This window comes from Variovorax sp. GW821-FHT09D07, from assembly GCF_059416345.1.
In genome coordinates, this window is record NZ_JBWKOY010000002.1 from 1,062,641 (window position 1) to 1,081,955 (window position 19,315).

Annotated in this window: 19 protein-coding genes; 9 read left to right on the forward strand and 10 right to left on the reverse strand. The window is 68.8% G+C overall.

Annotated elements, in window-relative coordinates; translation table 11 throughout:
• Positions 1–5 precede the first annotated feature (5 nt).
• Genes mobB through AC07OX_RS11245 form a run of 3 tightly spaced genes read left to right on the forward strand, consistent with a single transcriptional unit; the run spans position 6 to position 2,093 of the window.
• Positions 6–551 carry a molybdopterin-guanine dinucleotide biosynthesis protein B gene (gene mobB / locus AC07OX_RS11235; protein WP_495262841.1) on the forward strand — a complete coding sequence of 182 codons (546 nt, stop codon included), beginning with the start codon at positions 6–8 and terminating at the stop codon, positions 549–551.
• Entirely contained in the window at positions 544–1,833 is a 1,290-nt protein-coding gene (locus AC07OX_RS11240) for a molybdopterin molybdotransferase MoeA (protein ID WP_495262842.1), read from the forward strand. Before mobB ends, AC07OX_RS11240 begins: the two co-directional genes overlap by 8 nt.
• A gap of 8 nt (positions 1,834–1,841) precedes the next feature.
• On the forward strand, positions 1,842–2,093 hold the full coding sequence (locus tag AC07OX_RS11245) for a MoaD/ThiS family protein (RefSeq protein ID WP_492685186.1): 252 nt from the start codon (positions 1,842–1,844) through the stop codon (positions 2,091–2,093).
• On the opposite strand, the gene dapA is transcribed toward AC07OX_RS11245, so the two are convergent.
• The gene (gene dapA, locus AC07OX_RS11250; RefSeq protein ID WP_495262843.1) at positions 2,080–2,979 is read right to left on the reverse strand and encodes a 4-hydroxy-tetrahydrodipicolinate synthase; all 900 of its coding nucleotides are present in this window, start codon (positions 2,977–2,979) and stop codon (positions 2,080–2,082) included. The two genes, AC07OX_RS11245 and dapA, sit on opposite strands and share 14 nt — an antisense overlap.
• A 238-nt stretch (positions 2,980–3,217) precedes the next feature.
• Positions 3,218–4,243, reverse strand: coding sequence for a hypothetical protein (locus AC07OX_RS11255; RefSeq protein ID WP_495262844.1), 1,026 nt, complete (start codon positions 4,241–4,243; stop codon positions 3,218–3,220).
• 36 nt (positions 4,244–4,279) lie between these two features.
• Between AC07OX_RS11255 and AC07OX_RS11260 the strand changes: the two genes are divergently transcribed.
• Positions 4,280–4,765 (forward strand): molybdenum cofactor biosynthesis protein MoaE, encoded by a 486-nt coding sequence (locus tag AC07OX_RS11260; protein WP_447743081.1) that lies wholly within the window; start codon positions 4,280–4,282, stop codon positions 4,763–4,765.
• 16 nt (positions 4,766–4,781) lie between these two features.
• Here the strand turns inward: AC07OX_RS11260 and AC07OX_RS11265 are convergent, their stop codons facing one another.
• The gene (locus AC07OX_RS11265) at positions 4,782–5,618 is read right to left on the reverse strand and encodes an acid phosphatase (RefSeq protein WP_495262845.1); all 837 of its coding nucleotides are present in this window, start codon (positions 5,616–5,618) and stop codon (positions 4,782–4,784) included.
• Between the two features lie 106 nt (positions 5,619–5,724).
• Positions 5,725–6,717 (reverse strand): Bug family tripartite tricarboxylate transporter substrate binding protein, encoded by a 993-nt coding sequence (locus AC07OX_RS11270; RefSeq protein WP_495262846.1) that lies wholly within the window; start codon positions 6,715–6,717, stop codon positions 5,725–5,727.
• 144 nt (positions 6,718–6,861) lie between these two features.
• Between AC07OX_RS11270 and clpB the strand changes: the two genes are divergently transcribed.
• Together clpB and AC07OX_RS11280 are read left to right on the forward strand one after the other, a co-directional pair.
• Entirely contained in the window at positions 6,862–9,483 is a 2,622-nt protein-coding gene (gene clpB, locus AC07OX_RS11275) for an ATP-dependent chaperone ClpB (RefSeq protein ID WP_139706121.1), read from the forward strand.
• 9 nt (positions 9,484–9,492) lie between these two features.
• Positions 9,493–9,822, forward strand: coding sequence for a hypothetical protein (locus AC07OX_RS11280; protein ID WP_223301262.1), 330 nt, complete (start codon positions 9,493–9,495; stop codon positions 9,820–9,822).
• Between the two features lie 16 nt (positions 9,823–9,838).
• On the opposite strand, the gene AC07OX_RS11285 is transcribed toward AC07OX_RS11280, so the two are convergent.
• The 6 genes from AC07OX_RS11285 to AC07OX_RS11310 are packed head-to-tail and all read right to left on the reverse strand — an operon-like array spanning position 9,839 to position 16,474.
• A complete protein-coding gene (locus tag AC07OX_RS11285) occupies positions 9,839–11,656 on the reverse strand; it encodes an AMP-dependent synthetase/ligase (RefSeq protein ID WP_495262847.1) in 1,818 nt (605 codons plus the stop codon).
• Between the two features lie 11 nt (positions 11,657–11,667).
• A complete protein-coding gene (locus AC07OX_RS11290; RefSeq protein ID WP_495262848.1) occupies positions 11,668–12,501 on the reverse strand; it encodes an ABC transporter ATP-binding protein in 834 nt (277 codons plus the stop codon).
• A 12-nt stretch (positions 12,502–12,513) separates the two neighbouring features.
• Complete coding sequence (locus AC07OX_RS11295) at positions 12,514–13,701, reverse strand: ABC transporter substrate-binding protein (RefSeq protein WP_062472967.1); 1,188 nt, start codon at positions 13,699–13,701, stop codon at positions 12,514–12,516.
• Positions 13,702–13,716: 15 nt separating this feature from the next.
• Complete coding sequence (locus tag AC07OX_RS11300) at positions 13,717–14,754, reverse strand: branched-chain amino acid ABC transporter permease (RefSeq protein WP_354347122.1); 1,038 nt, start codon at positions 14,752–14,754, stop codon at positions 13,717–13,719.
• A 2-nt stretch (positions 14,755–14,756) separates the two neighbouring features.
• Positions 14,757–15,635, reverse strand: coding sequence for a branched-chain amino acid ABC transporter permease (locus AC07OX_RS11305; RefSeq protein WP_062472963.1), 879 nt, complete (start codon positions 15,633–15,635; stop codon positions 14,757–14,759).
• On the reverse strand, positions 15,635–16,474 hold the full coding sequence (locus tag AC07OX_RS11310) for an ABC transporter ATP-binding protein (RefSeq protein WP_487849221.1): 840 nt from the start codon (positions 16,472–16,474) through the stop codon (positions 15,635–15,637). Before AC07OX_RS11310 ends, AC07OX_RS11305 begins: the two co-directional genes overlap by 1 nt.
• A gap of 168 nt (positions 16,475–16,642) precedes the next feature.
• Here AC07OX_RS11310 and AC07OX_RS11315 point away from each other — a divergent pair, with 168 nt between their 5' ends.
• The 3 genes from AC07OX_RS11315 to AC07OX_RS11325 are packed head-to-tail and all read left to right on the forward strand — an operon-like array spanning position 16,643 to position 19,315.
• The gene (locus AC07OX_RS11315; protein ID WP_390345086.1) at positions 16,643–17,299 is read left to right on the forward strand and encodes a TetR/AcrR family transcriptional regulator; all 657 of its coding nucleotides are present in this window, start codon (positions 16,643–16,645) and stop codon (positions 17,297–17,299) included.
• Positions 17,296–18,087, forward strand: coding sequence for an enoyl-CoA hydratase/isomerase family protein (locus AC07OX_RS11320; protein WP_495262849.1), 792 nt, complete (start codon positions 17,296–17,298; stop codon positions 18,085–18,087). The genes AC07OX_RS11315 and AC07OX_RS11320 overlap by 4 nt, the downstream gene beginning before the upstream one ends.
• Before the next feature lie 43 nt (positions 18,088–18,130).
• Positions 18,131–19,315, forward strand: coding sequence for an acetyl-CoA C-acyltransferase family protein (locus AC07OX_RS11325; RefSeq protein ID WP_495262850.1), 1,185 nt, complete (start codon positions 18,131–18,133; stop codon positions 19,313–19,315).

Below are 19,315 nucleotides of genomic sequence, written 5' to 3' on the forward strand. Positions count from 1 at the left end.
GCGGCATGAAGGTCGTCGGCTTCGCCGGGTATTCCGGCGCAGGCAAGACCACGCTGGTGGAGCGCCTGATTCCCGTGCTGAAGCAGCGCGGGCTGCGCGTGTCGGTGGTCAAGCATGCGCACCACCGCTTCGACATCGACCACGTCGGCAAGGACACCTGGCGCCATCGGCAGGCCGGGGCCTTCGAGGTGGTCGTCGCGTCCGACCAGCGGCTCGCGCTGATGCGCGAGTTCGAGGTGCCGGTCGAGCTCACGGTGCACCAGCTGCTCGCCGAGCTGCATCCGGCGGTCGACTGGGCGCTGATCGAGGGCTTCCGTCACAGCGACGTGCTCAAGATCGAGGTCTGGCGCCCGAGCGGCGACGGCGAGGCGCCGCGCCCCGCGCTCTACATCGACGACCCCTTTGTCACCGCCATCGCCACCGATGCGCCGGCCGGCCTGCCCGAGGCCACGGCGCGCCCGGTGCTCGACCTCAACGACGCCGAGGCCATTGCCACGTGGTTGATCGACAGCGGCGAGCGCTTCGACTACAACCCCGGACACCATGGCTGATTCCTCTCCCGTTCCCTTCGCCGCCTCGTCCTCGCGCCCGCCGTTGATGCCGCTCGATGAAGCGATCGCGGTGCTGCTCGCCAAGGCCCGGCCGCTGCTGCCGGCCGAAAGCGTCGGCACCTTCGATGCCGACGGGCGCGTGCTGGCGCAGGACCTCGTCTCGGGCCTCACCGTGCCGCCGCGCGACAACAGCGCGATGGACGGCTACGCCGTGCGCGCGGCCGATTGCGCCACGCCTGGCAGCGAGCTGGCCGTGACGCAGCGCATTCCCGCCGGCACCGTCGGCACGCCGCTTGCGGCCGGCACGGCGGCGCGCATCTTCACGGGGGCGCAGATCCCCGAAGGCGCCGACGCGGTCGTCATGCAGGAAGACACGACCGCCACGCCGCAGGAAGGTGGCCTGGGTGCCGTGCGCATCGCCATCGCGCCCGTGGCCGGCCAGTGGGTGCGCCGCGCAGGCGAGGACGTGGCCTCGGGCGACGTGGTCCTCCAGCGCGGCGAACGCCTCACGCCCGCCGCGCTCGGCCTGGCCGCCAGCGTCGGCTTCGACAAGCTGCAGGTCGCGCGCAAGCCGCGCGTGGCCATGCTCTCCACCGGCGACGAGCTGGTGATGCCCGGCGAGGTCGCGCCCGACGCGATGAAGCCCGGCGCGATCTACAACTCGAACCGCTTCTTCATGCGCGCGCTGCTGCGCCGCCTGGGCTGCGAGGTGAACGACCTGGGCATCGTGCCCGACAACCGCGAAGCCACCATCGCCGCGCTGCGCGAGGCGGCCGAGGCGAACGACCTGATCATCACCACCGGCGGCGTCTCGGTCGGCGAAGAAGACCACATCCGCGCCGCGCTGCAATCGCTGGGCGAGCTGCAGCTGTGGTCGCTGTCGATGAAGCCCGGCAAGCCCTTTGCCTACGGCTCGATCGCGCGCAGGAACGGGCAGGGCGCCTGCCATGTCACGGGGCTGCCCGGCAACCCGGTGTCGAGCTTCCTGACCTTCCTGATGCTGGTGCGGCCCTTCCTGCTCGCGCTGCAGGGGGCCACGCGCGTGGCGCCCGCGGCCGTGCCGCTGCGCGCCGATTTCGACTGGCCGCGCGCCGACAAGCGCCGCGAGTTCTTGCGCGTGCGGCGCAACGCGGCGGGCGGGCTCGACCTGTTCGCCAACCAGAGTTCGGGCGTGCTCACCTCGATGGTCTGGGGTGACGGGCTGGTCGACAACCCGGCGGGCCGGACCATCCAGGCCGGCGACACCGTGAACTTCATTCCCCTCGCATCGCTGCTCGGCTGAATCTCCCCATGAAGGTCCGCATCCGTTATTTCGCCTCAGTGCGCGAGGCACTGTCCAACAGCGGCGAAACCGTCGACACGCAGGCCGGCACGCTCGCGTCCCTGCGCGACGAACTCATCGCCCGCGGCGGGGCCTACGCCAGCGCGCTCGCACGCGGCAAGGCCGTGCGCATGGCGCTCGACCAGGCCATGAGCGACGAAGCCGCCGCGCTGAGCGACGACTGCGAAGTCGCGTTCTTCCCGCCCGTCACGGGCGGCTGAGCCGCGCGTCCAGCGCCACGAGGCGCTCGCGCAGGCCGTCCGACGCGCGGGTCATCGGCGAGCGCAGCTCATCACGCAGTTCGCCCGCATGCGCCAGCAAGGCCTTCAGCGGGCCCGGGTTGGGTTCGGCAAACAGCATCTCCAGCAGCGGTTGCAGCGGCTGCCATTCGGCGCGCGCCTCGGCCAGCCGGTTCTCGGCCAGCAGGCGCACCAGCCGCACGAGGCGCTTCGTCTGCACATGGCCGCTGGCCGCGATGGCGCCCACGCCGCCTTCGGCCATGGTGGCGAAGATCTGGTGGTCTTCGCCCGTGAGCACCTGCAGCCGGCCGTCGGCGATCACGGCGCGTGTCTTGGCCATGTCGCCGCCGCAGTCCTTGATGCCGCGGATGCGCGGGTGCTCTGCCAGCGCCAGCATCGTCTCGCGCGCGATGGTCACGCCCGTGCGGTAGGGGATGTCGTAGACCAGCACGGGCACCGCGCTGGCATCGGCGATGGCGTGGAACCACTCGAGCACGCCGGCCTGCGACGGGCGGATGTAGTGCGGCGCGGCCACCAGCAGGCCCGCCAACGGGCGTTCCGAGAGCTTGCGCGCCCACGCCGTGGCCTTGCCCAGGTGGTAGCCCGACACGCCCATCACGACCGGCAGGCCACCGGCAGCGGTGAGCACGGTGTCGAGCACAGCGAGCTGTTCGGCCTCGTCGAGCGCGGCGGCCTCGCCGGTCGAGCCGCAGGGCACGAAGCCGGTCACGCCGTCGTCGGCGAGCCGGCGCACGAGCGCCGCCAGGGCGGAGTGGTCGACCGCGCCGTCGCGGAACGGGGTGACGAGGGCGACCCACAGGCCCGAGAAATCGGTCGCGGTGTCGGCGGTTGGTTGTTGATGTGGCACGCAGGCTTCCTTTCAGGAATCGACCGATGGAAAGAACCACCGTCCGATGCGCGCGCAACCCAAGAGGGGCCAAAGCCTTGGCAGGTTCCGTCGCTCATCCGACGACGGAACCTCGGCTCCGGTCAGACGAGCTTTGGTTTTTTGGCTTTGTTGCCCTGGCGCGCGCGTGCCTGACCTTCGAACGAAGGCGAGAGGCGGGTGGGCGTGCGGCGCGAAGGCATGGGCTGCATTGTCGCGCCTAGGCCGGCGGTGCGGTGGCGCTGCGTTGCAGGCTCACGACACGGCCGCCATCGGCGGCGCGGGCATTGCCCAGGAACTCGACGGTGACCTGGTTGCCCAGCTGCACGTCGGTCTTGAGGTCGAGTGCGCCGAACAGCTGGCCGTCGACCCGGAACCAGCGCACCTCGGCCGTGTGCTTGCCCTGCGGCACCTGGGCCGTGAGGATTTCGGTGACCGGCCCGCTCACCGTGTGCAGGTGCGTGAACCGGCGTGCGCGCAGCAGCTGCGGCAGCACGCCGACCGCGAACACCAGCGCGCAGATGGCAGCTGCGTACCCCGCCATGAACAGGCCGAAGCCCGGGCGAAAACCGTCGGCCCACGCCGTCCCGATCGCCAGGGCCGCGCCGCCCGCCAGCACGACGCCCATGAAGCGGCGGTCCGAGCGCCCGGCGCGCCGACGGTCGCGCGAGGTGGCCGGCCGCTCGGTGCGCGTAGCCTGGCGCGCCATCGGATAACGCGTGCGCAGCAGCAGATACACGGCGTTGTCGCGCGCCACGCATTCGATCTCGACGGGCGCCTGCGCCAGGTGCCGCACGGCCGTCAGCGGTCGGCCCGTGGCGTGGCTGCGAGGTGCGTCCAGGCCCAGCACCGGCACGACGTCGATGTGGAACTGGCCGTCGACCGTGTAGCGCAGCGCGCCGCCGGGCAGGGCGGCCACGTGGTCCACGGTGCCGGCCACGGTGAACTTGCTGTTCTTCGCCAGGGCCTCGCGGGTGGCCTGGGCCCGGCGCCGGTCGATCCGCGTCCGATGGGTGAACAGCCACACGCCCAGCAGCAAGGTGACCAGTGCCGCCGCGTTCATTGCCAGGGCCAGGCCCGGCGGGGCGCCGGGAAGCCGCCCGATCACCACGAAGACGAGGGCGCAACCCGCCAGCAGCACGGCGAGCACCGTCAGGCCGACGGCCGGGGTGCGCGCGGCAAGGTCGACGCGACGCAGCATCTCGACATCGTCGGGTGTCAGGGGCTGCGACGTGGGGGCCGGCATCGGCGCAGTGTAGGGCGGCAGTGCCACAATTTGGGCATGTCCTCGCTCCCTCGCGTTTCCATCCAGACGGCCGACTTCGACGCCGGTGCCGAGATCGCCGCCCTGCGCGCGGCCGACGCGCGCGTCGGCGCTGTCTGCAGCTTCATCGGCACGGTCAGAGACCGCAACGACGGCAGCACCATCGCCTCGATGGAGCTGGAGCATTACCCCGGCATGACCGAGAAGGCTATCGAGGCCATGATCGACGAGGCCCACAAGCGCTTCGACATCCTCGGCGCGCGCGTGATCCACCGCGTGGGGCTGCTGCAGCCGCTGGACCAGATCATGATGGTGGCGGTGGTGTCCGCCCACCGCGGCCAGAGCTTCCAGGCCTGCGAGTTCCTGATGGACTACCTGAAGACGCAGGCCCCGTTCTGGAAGAAGGAGCAGACGCCCGAGGGTGCGCGCTGGGTCGATGCCCGCGTGACCGACGACGAGGCGCTGGCGCGCTGGGGCATCGCGGCCTCGAACAGCGCCACCTGAGCGGCGCGGTCGAGACTCAGGGCGCGATCAGCGCCGAGGCCGCCAGTGCTTTGGCTTCCGCACTGCAGTCCTGAGCGGGCACCGCACCCGCTGCTCGGGCCTTCGCAATCTCCGAGCGGGCACCCGCCATCTGCGCCTGGAACACCGGGTTCGTGTGCAGCCTGGCCACCGTCGCCGCGCCGACCAGCCGACCGTTCTCGATGTCGCTTTGCCAATGCACGCCGCAGATCGCGCGGCTCTGCGAGAAGGCCCGGCCGCGCTGCAGCAGCGCATCGGCGCGCTCGGGCGCGAGTTCCGTCAGCACCAGCGCCCAGGCCCAGCCCAGGGCTGCGTGGCCCGAGGGGTAGGAGCCGTCCTTGGCCAGAAAGGCTTCTTCGGCGGGCGTGCAGCTGCCGGTCTTGAAGGCCACGAAGGGGCGCGTGCGGTTGTAGGTGTTCTTGGCCTTGTAGGTGGCCGTACCGGCGTCGGCGAGCGTGCGGCGCAGCAGCATGTTCAGGTTCGGCGTGGCTTGCTCGGAAATGGGCATGCCCAGCGCGCACGAGAACACCTCGGCGGCCTTCGGGAACTTGAGGTTGGCGTCCTGTACCGCGAGTGCGCCGCGCGGCGTGTCCTGCAGGGCCGTGAGCGCGCGGAAGGTGGCGCCGTCGGCCGCCAGCGTGGCCGAGCCCTCGGCCGGGGGCGCGGGCAGCAGGGCGAGGCTGTCGGGCAGCTCGGCGGCGGGCAGGTAGCCCTTGAGGTAGCCCGAACCCGGGCGCAATTCGCCGACTTCGGCGGGGGAAACGGGCGCGGTGCTGCCGCAGGCGCCGAGCAGCAGCGCGGCCGCCAGCGAGGCGGCGAGGGTCGTGAATCGCATGAGGGATGTGTCTCCGGCTTTGTTGTTGGAAGGCGAGGGCCCATCGTAGAGGGGCCTCGCCGGGCCGGAAGATCACTCATGTGACGACCGTGCCAGGCCGTGCAGCTCAGGGCTTGAAGCCGCTCGCCTGGATGATCTTTTCCCAGGTCTGCGTGTAGGTGCGCACGCGGCCCGCGAACTGGCCCTGGGGCTCGTAGCCGACCGTCAGGCCCATGGTGGTGAGCTTCTGCTTCACGTCGGGCATGGCCAGCACCTTCTGCAGCGCGTCGCCGTACTTGTCGATGACGGCCTGCGGCGTGCCCACCGGCGCGAAGATGCCGTAGTAGGGCAGGTCTTCCAGGTTCGCAAAGCCCAGCTCGGTGAAGGTCGGCACGTTCGGCAGCAGGGCCTGGCGCTTGGCGCCGATGGAGGCCACGATGCGCACCTTGCCCGCGCGGTGGTTCTCGATGAAGTCTGGCACCGAGGCGATGCCCGCCGTGATCTGGTTGCCCAGCATGTCGGCCGTCATGGGCGCGCTGCCGCGGTAGGGCGCGGGCTGCACGTCGATCTTGTACTTGTCCGAGATCATCTTCACCAGGAACTCGGGGATCGACGCCGGCGCCGGCACGCCGATGGTCTCCTTGCCGCCCTTTTGCGTGCGGATCCACTTCACGTACTCGTCGATGCTCTTGGCCGGCGTGCCGCCCGACACCGCCAGCACGTTGGCGAAGGTGGCAAAGCCGGCCACGGGCACGAAGTCGGTCGCAGGGTTGAAGCCCGGGTTCTTCACCACCTGCGGCAGGATCGAGATGGAGTGGTCATGCGACAGGAACAGCGTGTGGCCGTCGGCCGGTGCGGCCTTCAGCGCCTGCGCCGCGATCTGGCCGCCCGCGCCCGCGCGGTTCTCGACCACCACGGGCACGCCCAGCACGTCCTTGAGCTTTTCGCCCAGGGTGCGCGCAATGGCGTCGGTGCCCGCGCCGGCGGGAAAGCCCACCAGCAGGCGCACCGGCGTGCCGCTCTGGGCCTGCGCCAGGCCGGCCATGCCCATGGCCGCAGCCAGGAGACCCACGCTGAACGCGCGGCGCATCGGTTGGACGCGCTGCATTGAAAAAACCATGATCGACTCCATTCGAAGAAAGAGAGAAATGCCTACGGCGGGACGGTGCGGGGCCCGGTGCAATACCCGTGCCCAGGGTGCAAATCCGATTCGCAACCTTGAATCGTGCCCGAACAGCCCTATTTTGGATGCAGGAATACCACCATGCGACAAGACAAACTCACCACCAAATTTCAGGAAGCACTGAGCGACGCCCAGTCGCTCGCCCTTGGCAGCGACAACGCCTACATCGAACCGGCCCACCTGCTGGTCGCGATGCTGCGCCAGGACGACGGCCCGCGCGCCCTGCTGGAGCGTGCCGGCGTCAACGTGCCCGGGTTGCTGCAGGCCGCCGAAGGCGCCATCAAGAAACTGCCCCAGGTGCAGGGCCACGACATCGTGCAGGTCGGCCCCGAGCTGGGCAAGCTGCTACAGGCGACCGAGAAGGAAGCCATCAAGCGCAATGACCAGTTCATCGCGGGCGAACTCTTTCTGCTCGCCGTGGCCGACAGCAAGGCCGACATCGGCAAGATCGCCAAGGACAACGGCCTGAGCCGCAAGTCGCTCGAGGCCGCCATCGAGGCCGTGCGCGGCGGGCAGGGCGTGAACAGCGCCGACGCCGAAGGCCAGCGCGAAGCCCTCAAGAAATACTGCCTGGACCTCACCGAGCGCGCCCGCCTGGGCAAGCTCGACCCGGTCATCGGCCGCGACGAGGAAATCCGCCGCGCCATCCAGGTGCTGCAACGCCGCACCAAGAACAACCCCGTGCTCATCGGCGAACCCGGCGTGGGCAAGACCGCCATCGTCGAAGGCCTGGCCCAGCGCATCGTCGCGGGCGAAGTGCCCGAGTCGCTCAAGGGCAAACGCGTGCTGTCGCTCGACATGGCCGCGCTGCTGGCCGGTGCCAAGTTCCGCGGCGAATTCGAAGAGCGCCTGAAGACCGTGCTCAATGAACTCGCGAAGGACGAAGGCCAGACCATCGTCTTCATCGACGAGCTGCACACCATGGTCGGCGCCGGCAAGGCCGAAGGCGCCATGGACGCGGGCAACATGCTCAAGCCCGCGCTCGCGCGCGGCGAGCTGCACTGCGTGGGCGCCACCACGCTGGACGAATACCGCAAGTACATCGAGAAGGACGCCGCGCTGGAGCGCCGCTTCCAGAAGATCATCGTGGGCGAGCCCAGCGTCGAGGCCACCATCGCCATCCTGCGCGGCCTGCAGGAGAAGTACGAAGTGCACCACGGCGTGCAGATCACCGACCCGGCCATCGTGGCCGCGGCCGAACTGAGTGATCGCTACATCACCGACCGCTTCCTGCCCGACAAGGCCATCGACCTGATCGACGAGGCCGCGGCCAAGATCAAGATCGAGATGGACTCCAAGCCCGAGGTCATGGACCGCCTGGACCGCCGCCTGATCCAGCTGCAGATCGAGCGCGAAGCCGTGCGCCGCGAAAAGGACGAAGCCTCGCAGAAGCGCTTCGGCCTCATCGAGGACGAGATCACCAAGCTGCAAAAAGAGATCGCCGACTATGACGAGATCTGGCAGGCCGAGAAGGCCCAGGCCCAGGGCAGCGCGCACGTGCGCGAAGACATCGACAAGATCAAGTTCCAGATCGAGGAGTGGAAGCGCAAGGGCGACTTCAACAAGGTCGCCGAGCTGCAATACGGCCAACTGCCGGCGCTCGAGAAGCGCCTGAAGGAAGCCGAAGAGAGCGAGGCGAGCAAGGGCAAGTCCAGCGCGCCCACGCTGCTGCGCACGCAGGTCGGTTCGGAAGAAATCGCCGAGGTCGTGGCGCGCGCCACCGGCATCCCGGTCGCCAAGCTCATGCAGGGCGAGCGCGACAAGCTGCTCGTCATGGAAGACAAGCTGCACGAGCGCGTGGTCGGCCAGGACGAGGCCATCGGTGCGGTCGCCAACGCGATCCGTCGCTCGCGCTCGGGCCTGAGCGATCCGAACCGCCCCACGGGTTCGTTCCTGTTCCTCGGCCCCACGGGCGTGGGCAAGACCGAACTGTGCAAGGCGCTCGCGGGCTTCCTGTTCGACAGCGAAGACCACCTGATCCGCATCGACATGAGCGAGTTCATGGAGAAGCATTCGGTCGCCCGCCTCATCGGCGCGCCGCCGGGCTACGTGGGCTATGAAGAGGGCGGCTACCTCACGGAAGCCGTGCGCCGCAAGCCCTACAGCGTGGTGCTGCTCGACGAGGTCGAGAAGGCCCACCCCGACGTGTTCAACGTGCTGCTGCAGGTGCTCGACGACGGTCGCCTCACGGACGGCCAGGGCCGCACCGTGGACTTCAAGAACACCGTGATCGTGATGACCAGCAACATCGGTTCGCCGATCATCCAGTCGATGGTGGGCCAGCCGAGCGAAGAGATCAAAGAGGCGGTGTGGGACGAGCTGAAGAACTACTTCCGCCCCGAGTTCCTGAACCGCATCGACGAGACCGTCGTGTTCCACGCGCTCGACGCGAAGAACATCGAATCGATCGCCGCGATCCAGCTCAAGGTGCTGCAGGCGCGCCTGGCGAAGATGGACCTGGGCCTGCAGGTGTCGCCTGCGGCGCTGGCCGAGATCGCCAAGGTCGGCTTCGACCCGGTGTTCGGTGCGCGTCCGCTCAAGCGTGCGATCCAGCAGCGCATCGAGAACCCGCTCTCGAAGCTGTTGCTGGACGGCAGCTTCGGGCCGAAGGACACGATCGAAGTCGAAACCGACCCGATCCAGTCGCCGGGCCAGTTCTCGTTCCGCAAGGGCGGGGAACCAACGGCGGCTGCATCGGCCTAAAGTCGGATGATGAACTTCATTCTTCGCGTCATTCTTCTGCTCCTGGGGCTGGTCTTCGCGGCCAGCCTGGCCGTGGCGGCCCTGCTGCTGGCGGCGGTCTGGGGTGTGCGCTACGCCTGGGGGCGCCTCACGGGCAAGCCCGTGACGCCCTGGGTCATGCGTTTCAACCCGCGCTCAGGCTTCGACCGATTTCGCCATGCGGCACAGCAACCGGCCGAGCCCACGGCGGCCGACGTGGTCAGCGCCCGTGCGCGCGGCGAGTCGGTGCGCAGCCCGGTCGTGCTGGGTCCGGCCGACGATGTGACCGACGTGCGGGCCCGTCCCGTGCGCGGCGACTGAGCCTCTTGCTTCCCGATCAGGCGCTGTACAGCGCCTCGATCTCGTTGGCGTAGGCCTTGTAGATGCTGGAGCGCCGCACCTTCATGGTCGCGGTGACTTCACCGTCGTCATGGTCCAACTCTTTGGTGAGCAGATGAAAACGTCTGATCTGCGACACCTGCGCCAGCTTCCCATTGCCGCGCGCCACTTCGGCCTCGATCAGCGCGCGCACCTTGGGTTCTTCCACCAGCGAGCGGAAATGCGTGAAGGGCAGGCGCTGCGCCTCGGCCCATTTGCCGACGGTCTCGTAGTCGATCTGCAGCAGCGCGCCCACGAACTTGCGGCCGTCCGCCACCACGATGCATTCCTTGATGAAGGGGCTGCCCTTCATGGTGTTCTCGATCTCCGAGGGCGTGAGGTTCTTGCCGCCGGCGGTGATCATGATGTCCTTCAGCCGGTCGACGATGCGCAGTTGCCCACCGGCTTCCTCGCGCACCACGTCGCCCGTGTGCAGCCAGCCGTCGCGGATCGATGAGGCCGTGGCCTCGGGGTTCTTGTGGTAGCCCTCGAACACCATGTCGCCACGCACCAGCAGCTCGCCGGCTTCACCCACGCGGTGCTCGGTGCCCAGCGTGGGCGGGCCGACGGTGCCGATGGTCACGGCGTCGGCGCGGTGGCCCGAGACCATGCCGGTCGATTCGGTCAACCCGTACACCTCGACCAGCGGCACGCCCAGCGTGCGAAAGAAGCGCACCACGTCCGCCGGGATCGGCGCCGCGCCCGTGAGCGCGATGCGCGCGCGGCGCAGGCCGATGAAGTTCTGCAGCGCGCGCAGCACGGTCCAGTAGGCGAGGGCGAAGCGGCCGCGCTCGGCCAGCGTCCAGGCGCTGCGTGGCTTCTCGGCCAGCGGCGCGCAGGCCTCGATGGCCTTGCGGAACAGCGCGCGCTGCAGCCGCCCGGTTTCCTGCATCTTGATGCTGATGCCCGCGTGCAGCTTTTCCCAGATGCGCGGCACGCCGAGGAACATGGTGGGCGCCACCTCGCGCAGGTCTTCCTGCACGGTGCGGATCGATTCGCCGAAGTTGACCTGCGAGCCCAGGTACAGCGGCACGAAGGCCGTGAGCATCTGCTCGGCCACGTGGCACAGCGGCAGGTACGACAGGTGCGTGGTGCCGCCGTCGAGCCCGAGCCGATCGACGATGCCGGGCACGACGCCGCGGATGTTGCGGTACGAAATCATCGCGCCCTTGGGCTTGCCGGTGGAGCCCGAGGTGTAGATCATCAAACCGATGTCGGCCAGCGTCTGGCGTTGCAGCGCGGCGTCGATGAGCGCGGTGCCGTCGCGTGCCAGCACCTCGGCGCCGGCCTGCTCCACTTCGGCAAAGGTCGCGATGCGCTCGCGCACCTCGGGCGGGTAGCTCGCGAGGCCCTTGGTCTCGATCACGACGATCTTGCGCAGGCGCGGCAACTGGTCGAGGGCGTCGAGCACCTTGTCGGTCTGCTCCTGGTCCTCGCAGACGATCACCTCGATGTCCGCATGGCCGACCACGTAGGCCACCTCGTTGCTCGGGCTGGTGGGGTACACGCCCACGGTCACGGCGCCGATGAGCCCCGCGCCCATCTGCGCGAGCAGCCACTCGACGCGGTTCTCCGAGATCACGCCCAGGTGCCCGCCGGGCGCGAGGCCCATCGCATGCAGGCCCAGGCCGAAGCGGCTGGCGCGCAGCAGGTAGCCGGCCCAGTCCAGCGGATGCCAGATGCCGAAGTCCTTCTGGCGGATCGCGATGCGCTGCGGCTGCAGGCGTGCCTGCTCGCGCAGCATCTGCGGCAGCGTGAGCGAAGGGAGCGGGTTCATCGTCGGGGTCGTCATGACAGCCAGCGCTTGCGGCGCTTGTAGTGCTTCAGCTCGCGGAAGCTGCGCGATTCGCCGCTGCCGCCCACGCCCAGGTAGAACTCGCGCACGTCGGGGTCGGCCGCGAGGCGCTCGGCACTGCCGTCGATCACGACCTTGCCGCTTTCCATGATGTAGCCCGTGTGGGCGATGGCCAGTGCCACGCTGGCGTTCTGTTCCACCAGCAGCATCGAGGTGCCGCGCTCGGCGTTGATGCGCGCGATGATCGTGAAGATGTCCTCGACCAGCTTGGGCGACAGGCCCAGCGAGGGCTCGTCGAGCAGGATCAGCTGGGGCTGCGCCACCAGCGCGCGCCCGATGGCGAGCATCTGCTGCTCGCCGCCCGAAAGATAGCCCGCGAGGCCCTTGCGGCGCTCGTGCAGGCGAGGGAAGTAGGCATAGACGTCATCGAAGTTGCGCGATGCCGGCGCAACGCCCGTGCGGCCCGTCAGCGCGTAGGTCGCGGCGACCAGGTTCTCTTCGACCGTGAGGTCCTCGAACACGCGCCGACCTTCCATCACGTGGCTCAGGCCGCGCCGCACCAGCTGCTGCGGCGCGAGCCGCTCGGTCGGTGCGCCGTCGAACACGATGCGCCCGGCCTCGACCTCGCCGTCTTCCAGCGCGAGCAGGCCCGACACCGCCTTCAGCGTGGTCGACTTGCCCGCGCCGTTGCTGCCCAGCAGCGCCACGATCTGTCCGCGCGGCACGGCCAGCGACAGGCCGCGCAGCACCTGCACGACCTTGTTGTAGACCACCTCGATGTTGTTGACCTCCAAGACGAGGTCAGTCGGTGCCGCGCGCGCGTCCATCGTGTCGATCTGTCAGTTCAGTGCGATCCAGTCCGACGCCGGCACCATCTTCTGCGCCTTCATGTCGGCCTTGTAGACGCGGCCCACGGGAATCGAATTGCCCTTGATGGTGATCGGCGTGCCGATGATCCCGCCGGTGTCGAAGTCCTTGATGGTGTTGAGCGCGGCCTTCAGGTTCTTGCCGTCCAGCGGCTTGCCGGCGTCGAGCGTGCGCTTGGCGGCCTCGGTGAACAGCATCGCCGTGAGGAAGCCCTGCGTGTAGGCCGTGCTCTGGTACTCGGGGCGCAGCGCGCGGATCTTGTCGAGCATCGGCGCCTTGGCCGAGGTGTCGTAGTAGTAGCGGTAGGGCATCACGCCCATGAAGCCGTCGCCGCCTTCGCCCATCTTCATGACGGTGGAGCTGTCCATGGTCCAGAAGGTGCCCATCCACTTGCTGGTCATGCCCATCTGCTTGCCCTGCTGCACGAACTCGGGAATGGGCGCCAGGATGTAGCCGTGGAAGATCGTGTAGTCGGGCGCGGCGCGGCGCAGCTTGATGACCTCGGTCGACACGTCGACGCTGCCCGCGGGCGTCATGAGCTTTACGGGCACGCTGAGGCCCAGCTTCTTCGCGGCGGCTTCGCTGGCCTCGATCGGGTCGCGGCCGAACTCGGAGTCGGAGTACACGAAGGCCACCTTCGCGCCCGGCTTTTCCTTGGCGATGTGGCGCAGCAGGATGCCGATCTGCTCGGTGTAGTCGGGGCCGACCAGGAACTGGTTCGGGTACTTGGCCGGGTCGTTCAGCTCGGTCGCGAACGAGGCGCCCGCCATCAAGATCTGGCCGCCGCGGTCCAGCTCGGGGTTGATGGTCTTGGAGAAACCGGTGGAGTCGCCGTAGTAGAGGTTGACCTTGTTCTGGCTCGTGATCTTCTTGAAGGCCGCCACCGAGACGTCGACCTTGTAGCCCGTGTCTTCCGGCACGTAGCGCAGCTTGCGGCCCTTGATGCCGCCCGCGTCGTTGACCATCTTCACGTAGTCGGCAATGCCGGCATTGATGCCCACGCCCGCGAAGGCGAACACGCCGGTCATGGGGATCGAGCCGCCGATGACGATGTCCTCGTTGCCTTGCGCATTCGCCGCGAACGGCACGGTGGCGGCCAGGCCCGCGGCGATCAGCAGGGCGCGGCGCTGGGGGGAAAGCTTCTTCGTTGTCTTGGGCATGTGTGTCTCCTGGTTCTAGTTACGAAACGGCCATAGATGGAAAAAGCGGCGCAGGCGCCGCCACACTTCTGCGAGCCCGTGCGGCTCGAACACCAGAAATCCGACGATGAGCAGGCCGAAGACGACGGTGCGCACCGGCGAGAGGAACACGGTCATCTCGACGCCGCCGGGCAGCAGGTCGACCACCAGCTTGAGCAGCTCGGGCACCATGGTCATGAACACGGCGCCGAAGATGCCGCCCAGGATGGTGCCCATGCCGCCGACGATGATGGCCGCCAGGAAGAAGATCGACATCAGGAGCGGAAAGCTCTCGGGCGTGACCACGCGGAAGAAGTAGGCCCACAGGCCACCCGCCACGCCGGCGTAGAACGACGACAGCCCGAACGACAGCAGCTTGTAGCGCAGCAGCGGAATGCCCAGCACCTCGGCCGAGATGTCACGGTCGCGGATGGCGATGAAGGCGCGCCCCACGCGCGTGCGAAACAGGTTGGCCGCGCCGAGCACCATGAGCACCATCACCGGCACGATCACCCAGTACAGGCGAAATGAGGTGTCCAGCGGCAGTCCGAAGAGCTGCGCGGGCGGCAGCGAGATGCCGGTGGTGCCGCCCGTGAGCTTGAGGTTGGCGAACAGGAAGTGCGTGATGAATGACGCGGCGATGGTCGCGATCGCCAGGTACAGGCCCTTCACGCGCAGCGACGGGATGCCGACGACGAGCCCGCCGAGCATCGCGACCACGCCGCCCGCAAGGATGTTCAGCAGGAAGGGCGTGCCCAGCCGCGTCTGCATGATCGCGACGGTGTAGGCGCCCAGCCCCATGAACGCGGCTTGCCCGAGGCTCACGAGGCCCGTGTAGCCCGTGAGAATGTTCAGGCCCGTGGCGCTCGCCACGTTGATGGCGACGAGGCACGCGAGGTACAGCCAGTAGTCGCTGGCCATGAAGGGAAACAGCACGAGCAGCGCCGCGCCGATCGCGAGCCACACCTTCTGCGTGCGCGAGTCGAACAGCGCCGCGTCGGCGGTGTAGCTTTGCTTGAGGGTGCCGATGCGCATGGCTAGAGCCTCTCGATCTCGTGCGTGCCGAAGAGCCCGTACGGCCGCACCATCAGCACGAACACCAGCACGATGAAGGTGGCGAGCAGCTTGTATTCGCCACCGAGGTAGGAGCCCGCGAGCGCTTCGATCAGCCCGATGAGCACGCCGCCGACCAGCGCACCCAGCACGCTGTCGAGCCCGCCGACGATCACCACCACCAGCACCGACAACCCGAACACGCCCATCGACGACGAGATGCCGCCGATGGCGCCGACGATGATGCCGGCCACCGCCGCGATCATGGCCGAGGCCACCCAGGCCAGCGAGAACACGCGCGGCACGTGGATGCCCATCGAGTACGCAGCGGCCTGGTCCGAAGCCGTGGCCCGCAGCGCGACGCCGCCGCGCCAGAAGCGGAACAGCAGCAGCACGAGCCCGATCAGCACCACCGCGATGAGCGCGCCGTAGGCGATCTTCGGCGCCAGGAAGGCCTCGCCGATCATCACGGGCGTGTTGGGCAGGAACTCGGGCAGGCGGCGTTGGTCGGCGGTCCAGATGATCTCGACCAGCCCGACGAGGATCGACGCCAGCCCCACCGTCACCATGAACACCGAGATCGGCGGCTCGCCCAGCAGCGGGCGGATCATGGTGCGCTCGATCACCGCGCCCAGCAGGCCGGTGCCGATCACCGAGCCCAGCACCGCCATCCAGATCGGCAGCGAGAAGCTCGCCGCAAAGGTGAAGAACAGGTAGGCGCCGACCATCAGCATCTCGCCGATGGCGATGTTGACCACGCGCGTCGCCTTGTAGACCAGCACGAAAGCCAGCGCCGCGAGCGCATACAGGCCGCCGCCGGCAATGCCGGTGAGCGCGATCTCGAAGAGGTAGGCCCAATCCATCAGACGGCTCCCACGGCAGCTTCGCCGCGCAGCCGGCGACGCAGCTCGCCGACATCGCCCGCGCCGAGGTAGGCGCGGATCACTTCCGGGTCGGCCTGCACCTGCGCCGGCGTGCCTTGCGCGATGACCTGGCCGAAGTTGAGCACCACGACGTGGTCCGACAGGTCCATCACCATGCCCATGTCGTGCTCCACCATCAGCACCGTGATGCCCCACTCGCGCCGCACATCGAGGATGAAGCGCGCCATGTCTTCGGTCTCCTCGCGGTTCATGCCGGCCACGGGCTCGTCGAGCATCAGCACCTTGGGCTGCATGGCCAGCGCACGCGCCATTTCCACGCGCTTCTGCAGGCCGTAGGGCAGGGCGGCCACCGAGGCGTGGCGGATGTGGTCGATCTCGAGGAAGTCGATGATGCGTTCTTCCACGTCGCGGCGCAGCTCGGCCTCTTCGCGGCGCGCGCGGCCCAGGTAGAAGAGGGCGTCGAACACGTTGGTCTTCAGGTGGGTATGGCGGCCGAGCTTGATGTTGTCGAGCACGGTCATGCCGCGGAACAGCGCGATGTTCTGGAAGCTGCGCGCCAGGCCGAGTGCGGCGCGCTTGGGGGCGGGCAGGCGGGTGATGTCCGCGCCCTCGAACAGCACGCGGCCCTGCGAAGGCTTGTAGAAGCCCGAGATGGTGTTGAACAGCGAGGTCTTGCCCGCGCCGTTGGGCCCGATCACCGCGGTGATGGAGCCGGGCGCGACGCTGAAGCCGACGTTGGTGAGCGCCTTCACGCCGCCGAATGCCAGCGTCAACGCCTCGGCCTGCAGCACCGGGGCCGTGGCGGAAGGTGCGGACATGGAGGTATCCCGTCGAGTCTCGTCAGGCATGGCTAAGGGGCGCGCCGCAAGGTCAGGGTTTGTGTCCAGCAGCGAAATGCTACTGGCCCGTAAAATTCCTACTGGCCGGTAATGTCCGTGTTCGCCGCAGTTCGCGGCATCGGGACTTTCCCCGCCCGCACAAACCCCATGCCCCGTTCCACCGCCGTTCCTGCTTCAGCCTCCCCGTGGGCGCCTGCCGACCGCCGTGCGCAGCAGCGCGAGGTCAAGCGCATGGCCGTGTTGCGCACGGCCGCCCAGCTCTTCAACGAACGCGGCTTCCACGCGACCTCGCTCGACGACATTGCCGAGCGGCTCAACGTGAGCAAGCCCACGCTGTACTACTACATCGAGAACAAGGACCAGATCCTGCTGGAGTGCGTGAAGATGGCGCTGGACCTCATGCAGTCCGGCATCGGCGAGGTGCGCGCCGCGGGCGGCAGCGCCATCGACCAGCTCAAGGCCTGCATGCGCATCTACTCGGGCGTGGTCACGCAGGACTTCGGCATGTGCGTGATCCGCATCGGCGAAGACCCGCTGCCCGATCCGCTCAAGAAGGAACTGCGCCGCCTCAAGGCCGGCATCGACGGGCATTTCCGCCGCCTCATCGAGGAGGGCGTGGCCGAAGGCGCGCTCGCGCCCTGCGACCCGAAGATGGCGGCCTTCATGCTGGCCGGCGCGCTGAGCTGGATCGGCCGCTGGTACCGCCCCGACGGCGACCTCACGCCCGACCAGATCGCCGACCAGGGCATCGAGCTGCTGCTCAACGGCGTGCTGCAGCGCGCCCCGACGAAAGCGAACCCATGACTTCAGAGACTTCTTCTTCGCCCCTGCTGGTGGGCCGCGAAGGCGCGGTGGCCACGCTGCGCTTCAACCGGCCGGCCGCGCTCAACGCCATCGACGTGCCGATGGCCACCGCCTTCCTCGCCGCCGCGCGCACCCTGGCTGCCGACAAGAGCGTGCGCGCCGTGCTGCTGAGCGGCGCAGGCAAGGGCTTCATGGCCGGCGGCGACCTCGGCGTGCTGAGTGCCGACCCGAAGCAGGGCGCGGCCGACCTCATCGGCCCGCTGCATGAAGCGCTGACCGTGCTCGACGCCATGGACGCGCCGCTGGTCGCGCAGGTGCACGGCGTGGCGGCCGGCGCAGGGCTGAGCCTGATGCTGCAGGCCGACTTCGTGCTCGCGGCCGAGGGCACGCGCTTCAACCTGGCCTACGTGAACGTCGGCACCAGCTGCGACGTCGGCGCCTCGTGGGCGCTGCCGCGCCTGGTCGGCATGCGCCGCGCGCTGGAGATCGCGATGCTCGGCGACACCTACGACACCGCCGCCGCCGAACGCATGGGCCTCATCAACCGCGTAGTGTCCGCGGCCGAACTCGAAGCCGAGGCCATGGCCTTCGCGCAGCGGCTGGCCAAGGGCCCGACCGTGGCGCTGGGCCACCTGCGCCGGCTGATGCGCGGCTCGCTCGACCGCGACCTGGCGAGCCAGCTCGATGCCGAGTCGACCGCGTTCCAGTCGTGCGCGGCCACCGCCGATTTCCGCATCGGCCTCGATGCCTTTTTCGGCAAGAAGCCCGCGGCCTTCACGGGCCGCTGAAGAATTCGCTGTTTTCGTTTTTTCAATCCAGGAGATCCATCCCATGACCCAACGCGACATCTTCGTGGTCGGCACCGCCCGCACCGCCATCGGCACCTTCGGCGGTGCGCTCAAGGACGTGCCCAACACGCAACTGGCCACCACCGCCGTCAAGGCCGCCATCGAGCGCAGCGGCGTGGCCGCCGACGCCATCGGCCATGTGGTCATGGGCAACGTGATCCCCACCGACGTGAAGGACGCCTACCTGAGCCGCGTGGCCGCCATCGACGCGGGCTGCCCGATCGAGACGCCGGCCTTCAACGTGAACCGCCTGTGCGGCTCGGGCCTGCAGGCCATCGTGTCGGCGGCGCAGGCCATTGCGCTGGGCGACTGCGACATCGCCATCGGCGGCGGCTCCGAATCGATGAGCCGCGGCCCGTACTTCGACACCTCGGCCCGCTATGGCGCGCGCATGGGCGACGCGGTGCTGGTCGACTACATGCTGGGCATCCTGCACGACCCGTGGGAGAAGATCCACATGGGCATCACGGCCGAGAACGTCGCCGCGCGCTACGGCATCACGCGCGAGCAGATGGACGAACTGGCCGTGACCAGCCAGCAGCGCGCCGCCGCCGCCATTGCCGCGGGCCGCTTCAAGGAGCAGATCGTTCCGGTCGAGGTGAAGACGCGCAAGGGCGTCGTGCTGTTCGACACCGACGAGCACGTGCGCGCCGACACCACCGTCGATACGCTGTCGAAGATGAAGCCCGCCTTCAAGAAGGACGGCCTCGTGACCGCCGGCAACGCCTCGGGCATCAACGACGGCGCCGCCGCCTTGGTGCTGGCCGAAGGTGGCCGCGTGAAGGCGCTGGGCCTGAAGCCGCTGGCGCGCCTCGTGGGTTACGCGCACGCGGGCGTCGAGCCGGCGTACATGGGCATCGGCCCGGTGCCGGCCACGCGCAAGGTGCTGGAGCGCACGGGCCTGAAGGTCGGCGACTTCGACGTGATCGAGTCGAACGAAGCGTTCGCGGCGCAGGCTTGCGCCGTCATCAAGGAGCTGGGCTTCGACCCCGCCAAGGTGAACCCGAACGGCTCGGGCATTTCGCTGGGCCACCCGGTGGGCGCGACCGGCGCGATCATCACGACGAAGGCCATCGCCGAGCTGCACCGCACGGGTGGCCGCTATGCACTCGTCACGATGTGCATCGGCGGCGGGCAAGGCATTGCCGCCGTGTTCGAGCGCGTTTGA

Excerpts from the sequence above, each read along its gene's own strand:
- mobB (WP_495262841.1), top strand. The coding sequence starts at position 6 with ATGAAGGTCGTCGGCTTCGCCGGGTATTCCGGCGCAGGCAAGACCACG.
- AC07OX_RS11240 (WP_495262842.1), top strand. The coding sequence starts at position 544 with ATGGCTGATTCCTCTCCCGTTCCCTTCGCCGCCTCGTCCTCGCGCCCG.
- AC07OX_RS11245 (WP_492685186.1), top strand. The coding sequence starts at position 1,842 with ATGAAGGTCCGCATCCGTTATTTCGCCTCAGTGCGCGAGGCACTGTCC.
- AC07OX_RS11255 (WP_495262844.1), bottom strand. The coding sequence starts at position 4,243 with ATGCCGGCCCCCACGTCGCAGCCCCTGACACCCGACGATGTCGAGATG.
- AC07OX_RS11260 (WP_447743081.1), top strand. The coding sequence starts at position 4,280 with ATGTCCTCGCTCCCTCGCGTTTCCATCCAGACGGCCGACTTCGACGCC.
- AC07OX_RS11265 (WP_495262845.1), bottom strand. The coding sequence starts at position 5,618 with ATGCGATTCACGACCCTCGCCGCCTCGCTGGCGGCCGCGCTGCTGCTC.
- AC07OX_RS11270 (WP_495262846.1), bottom strand. The coding sequence starts at position 6,717 with ATGGTTTTTTCAATGCAGCGCGTCCAACCGATGCGCCGCGCGTTCAGC.
- clpB (WP_139706121.1), top strand. The coding sequence starts at position 6,862 with ATGCGACAAGACAAACTCACCACCAAATTTCAGGAAGCACTGAGCGAC.
- AC07OX_RS11280 (WP_223301262.1), top strand. The coding sequence starts at position 9,493 with ATGAACTTCATTCTTCGCGTCATTCTTCTGCTCCTGGGGCTGGTCTTC.
- AC07OX_RS11285 (WP_495262847.1), bottom strand. The coding sequence starts at position 11,656 with ATGAACCCGCTCCCTTCGCTCACGCTGCCGCAGATGCTGCGCGAGCAG.
- AC07OX_RS11290 (WP_495262848.1), bottom strand. The coding sequence starts at position 12,501 with ATGGACGCGCGCGCGGCACCGACTGACCTCGTCTTGGAGGTCAACAAC.
- AC07OX_RS11295 (WP_062472967.1), bottom strand. The coding sequence starts at position 13,701 with ATGCCCAAGACAACGAAGAAGCTTTCCCCCCAGCGCCGCGCCCTGCTG.
- AC07OX_RS11300 (WP_354347122.1), bottom strand. The coding sequence starts at position 14,754 with ATGCGCATCGGCACCCTCAAGCAAAGCTACACCGCCGACGCGGCGCTG.
- AC07OX_RS11305 (WP_062472963.1), bottom strand. The coding sequence starts at position 15,635 with ATGGATTGGGCCTACCTCTTCGAGATCGCGCTCACCGGCATTGCCGGC.
- AC07OX_RS11310 (WP_487849221.1), bottom strand. The coding sequence starts at position 16,474 with ATGTCCGCACCTTCCGCCACGGCCCCGGTGCTGCAGGCCGAGGCGTTG.
- AC07OX_RS11315 (WP_390345086.1), top strand. The coding sequence starts at position 16,643 with ATGCCCCGTTCCACCGCCGTTCCTGCTTCAGCCTCCCCGTGGGCGCCT.
- AC07OX_RS11320 (WP_495262849.1), top strand. The coding sequence starts at position 17,296 with ATGACTTCAGAGACTTCTTCTTCGCCCCTGCTGGTGGGCCGCGAAGGC.
- AC07OX_RS11325 (WP_495262850.1), top strand. The coding sequence starts at position 18,131 with ATGACCCAACGCGACATCTTCGTGGTCGGCACCGCCCGCACCGCCATC.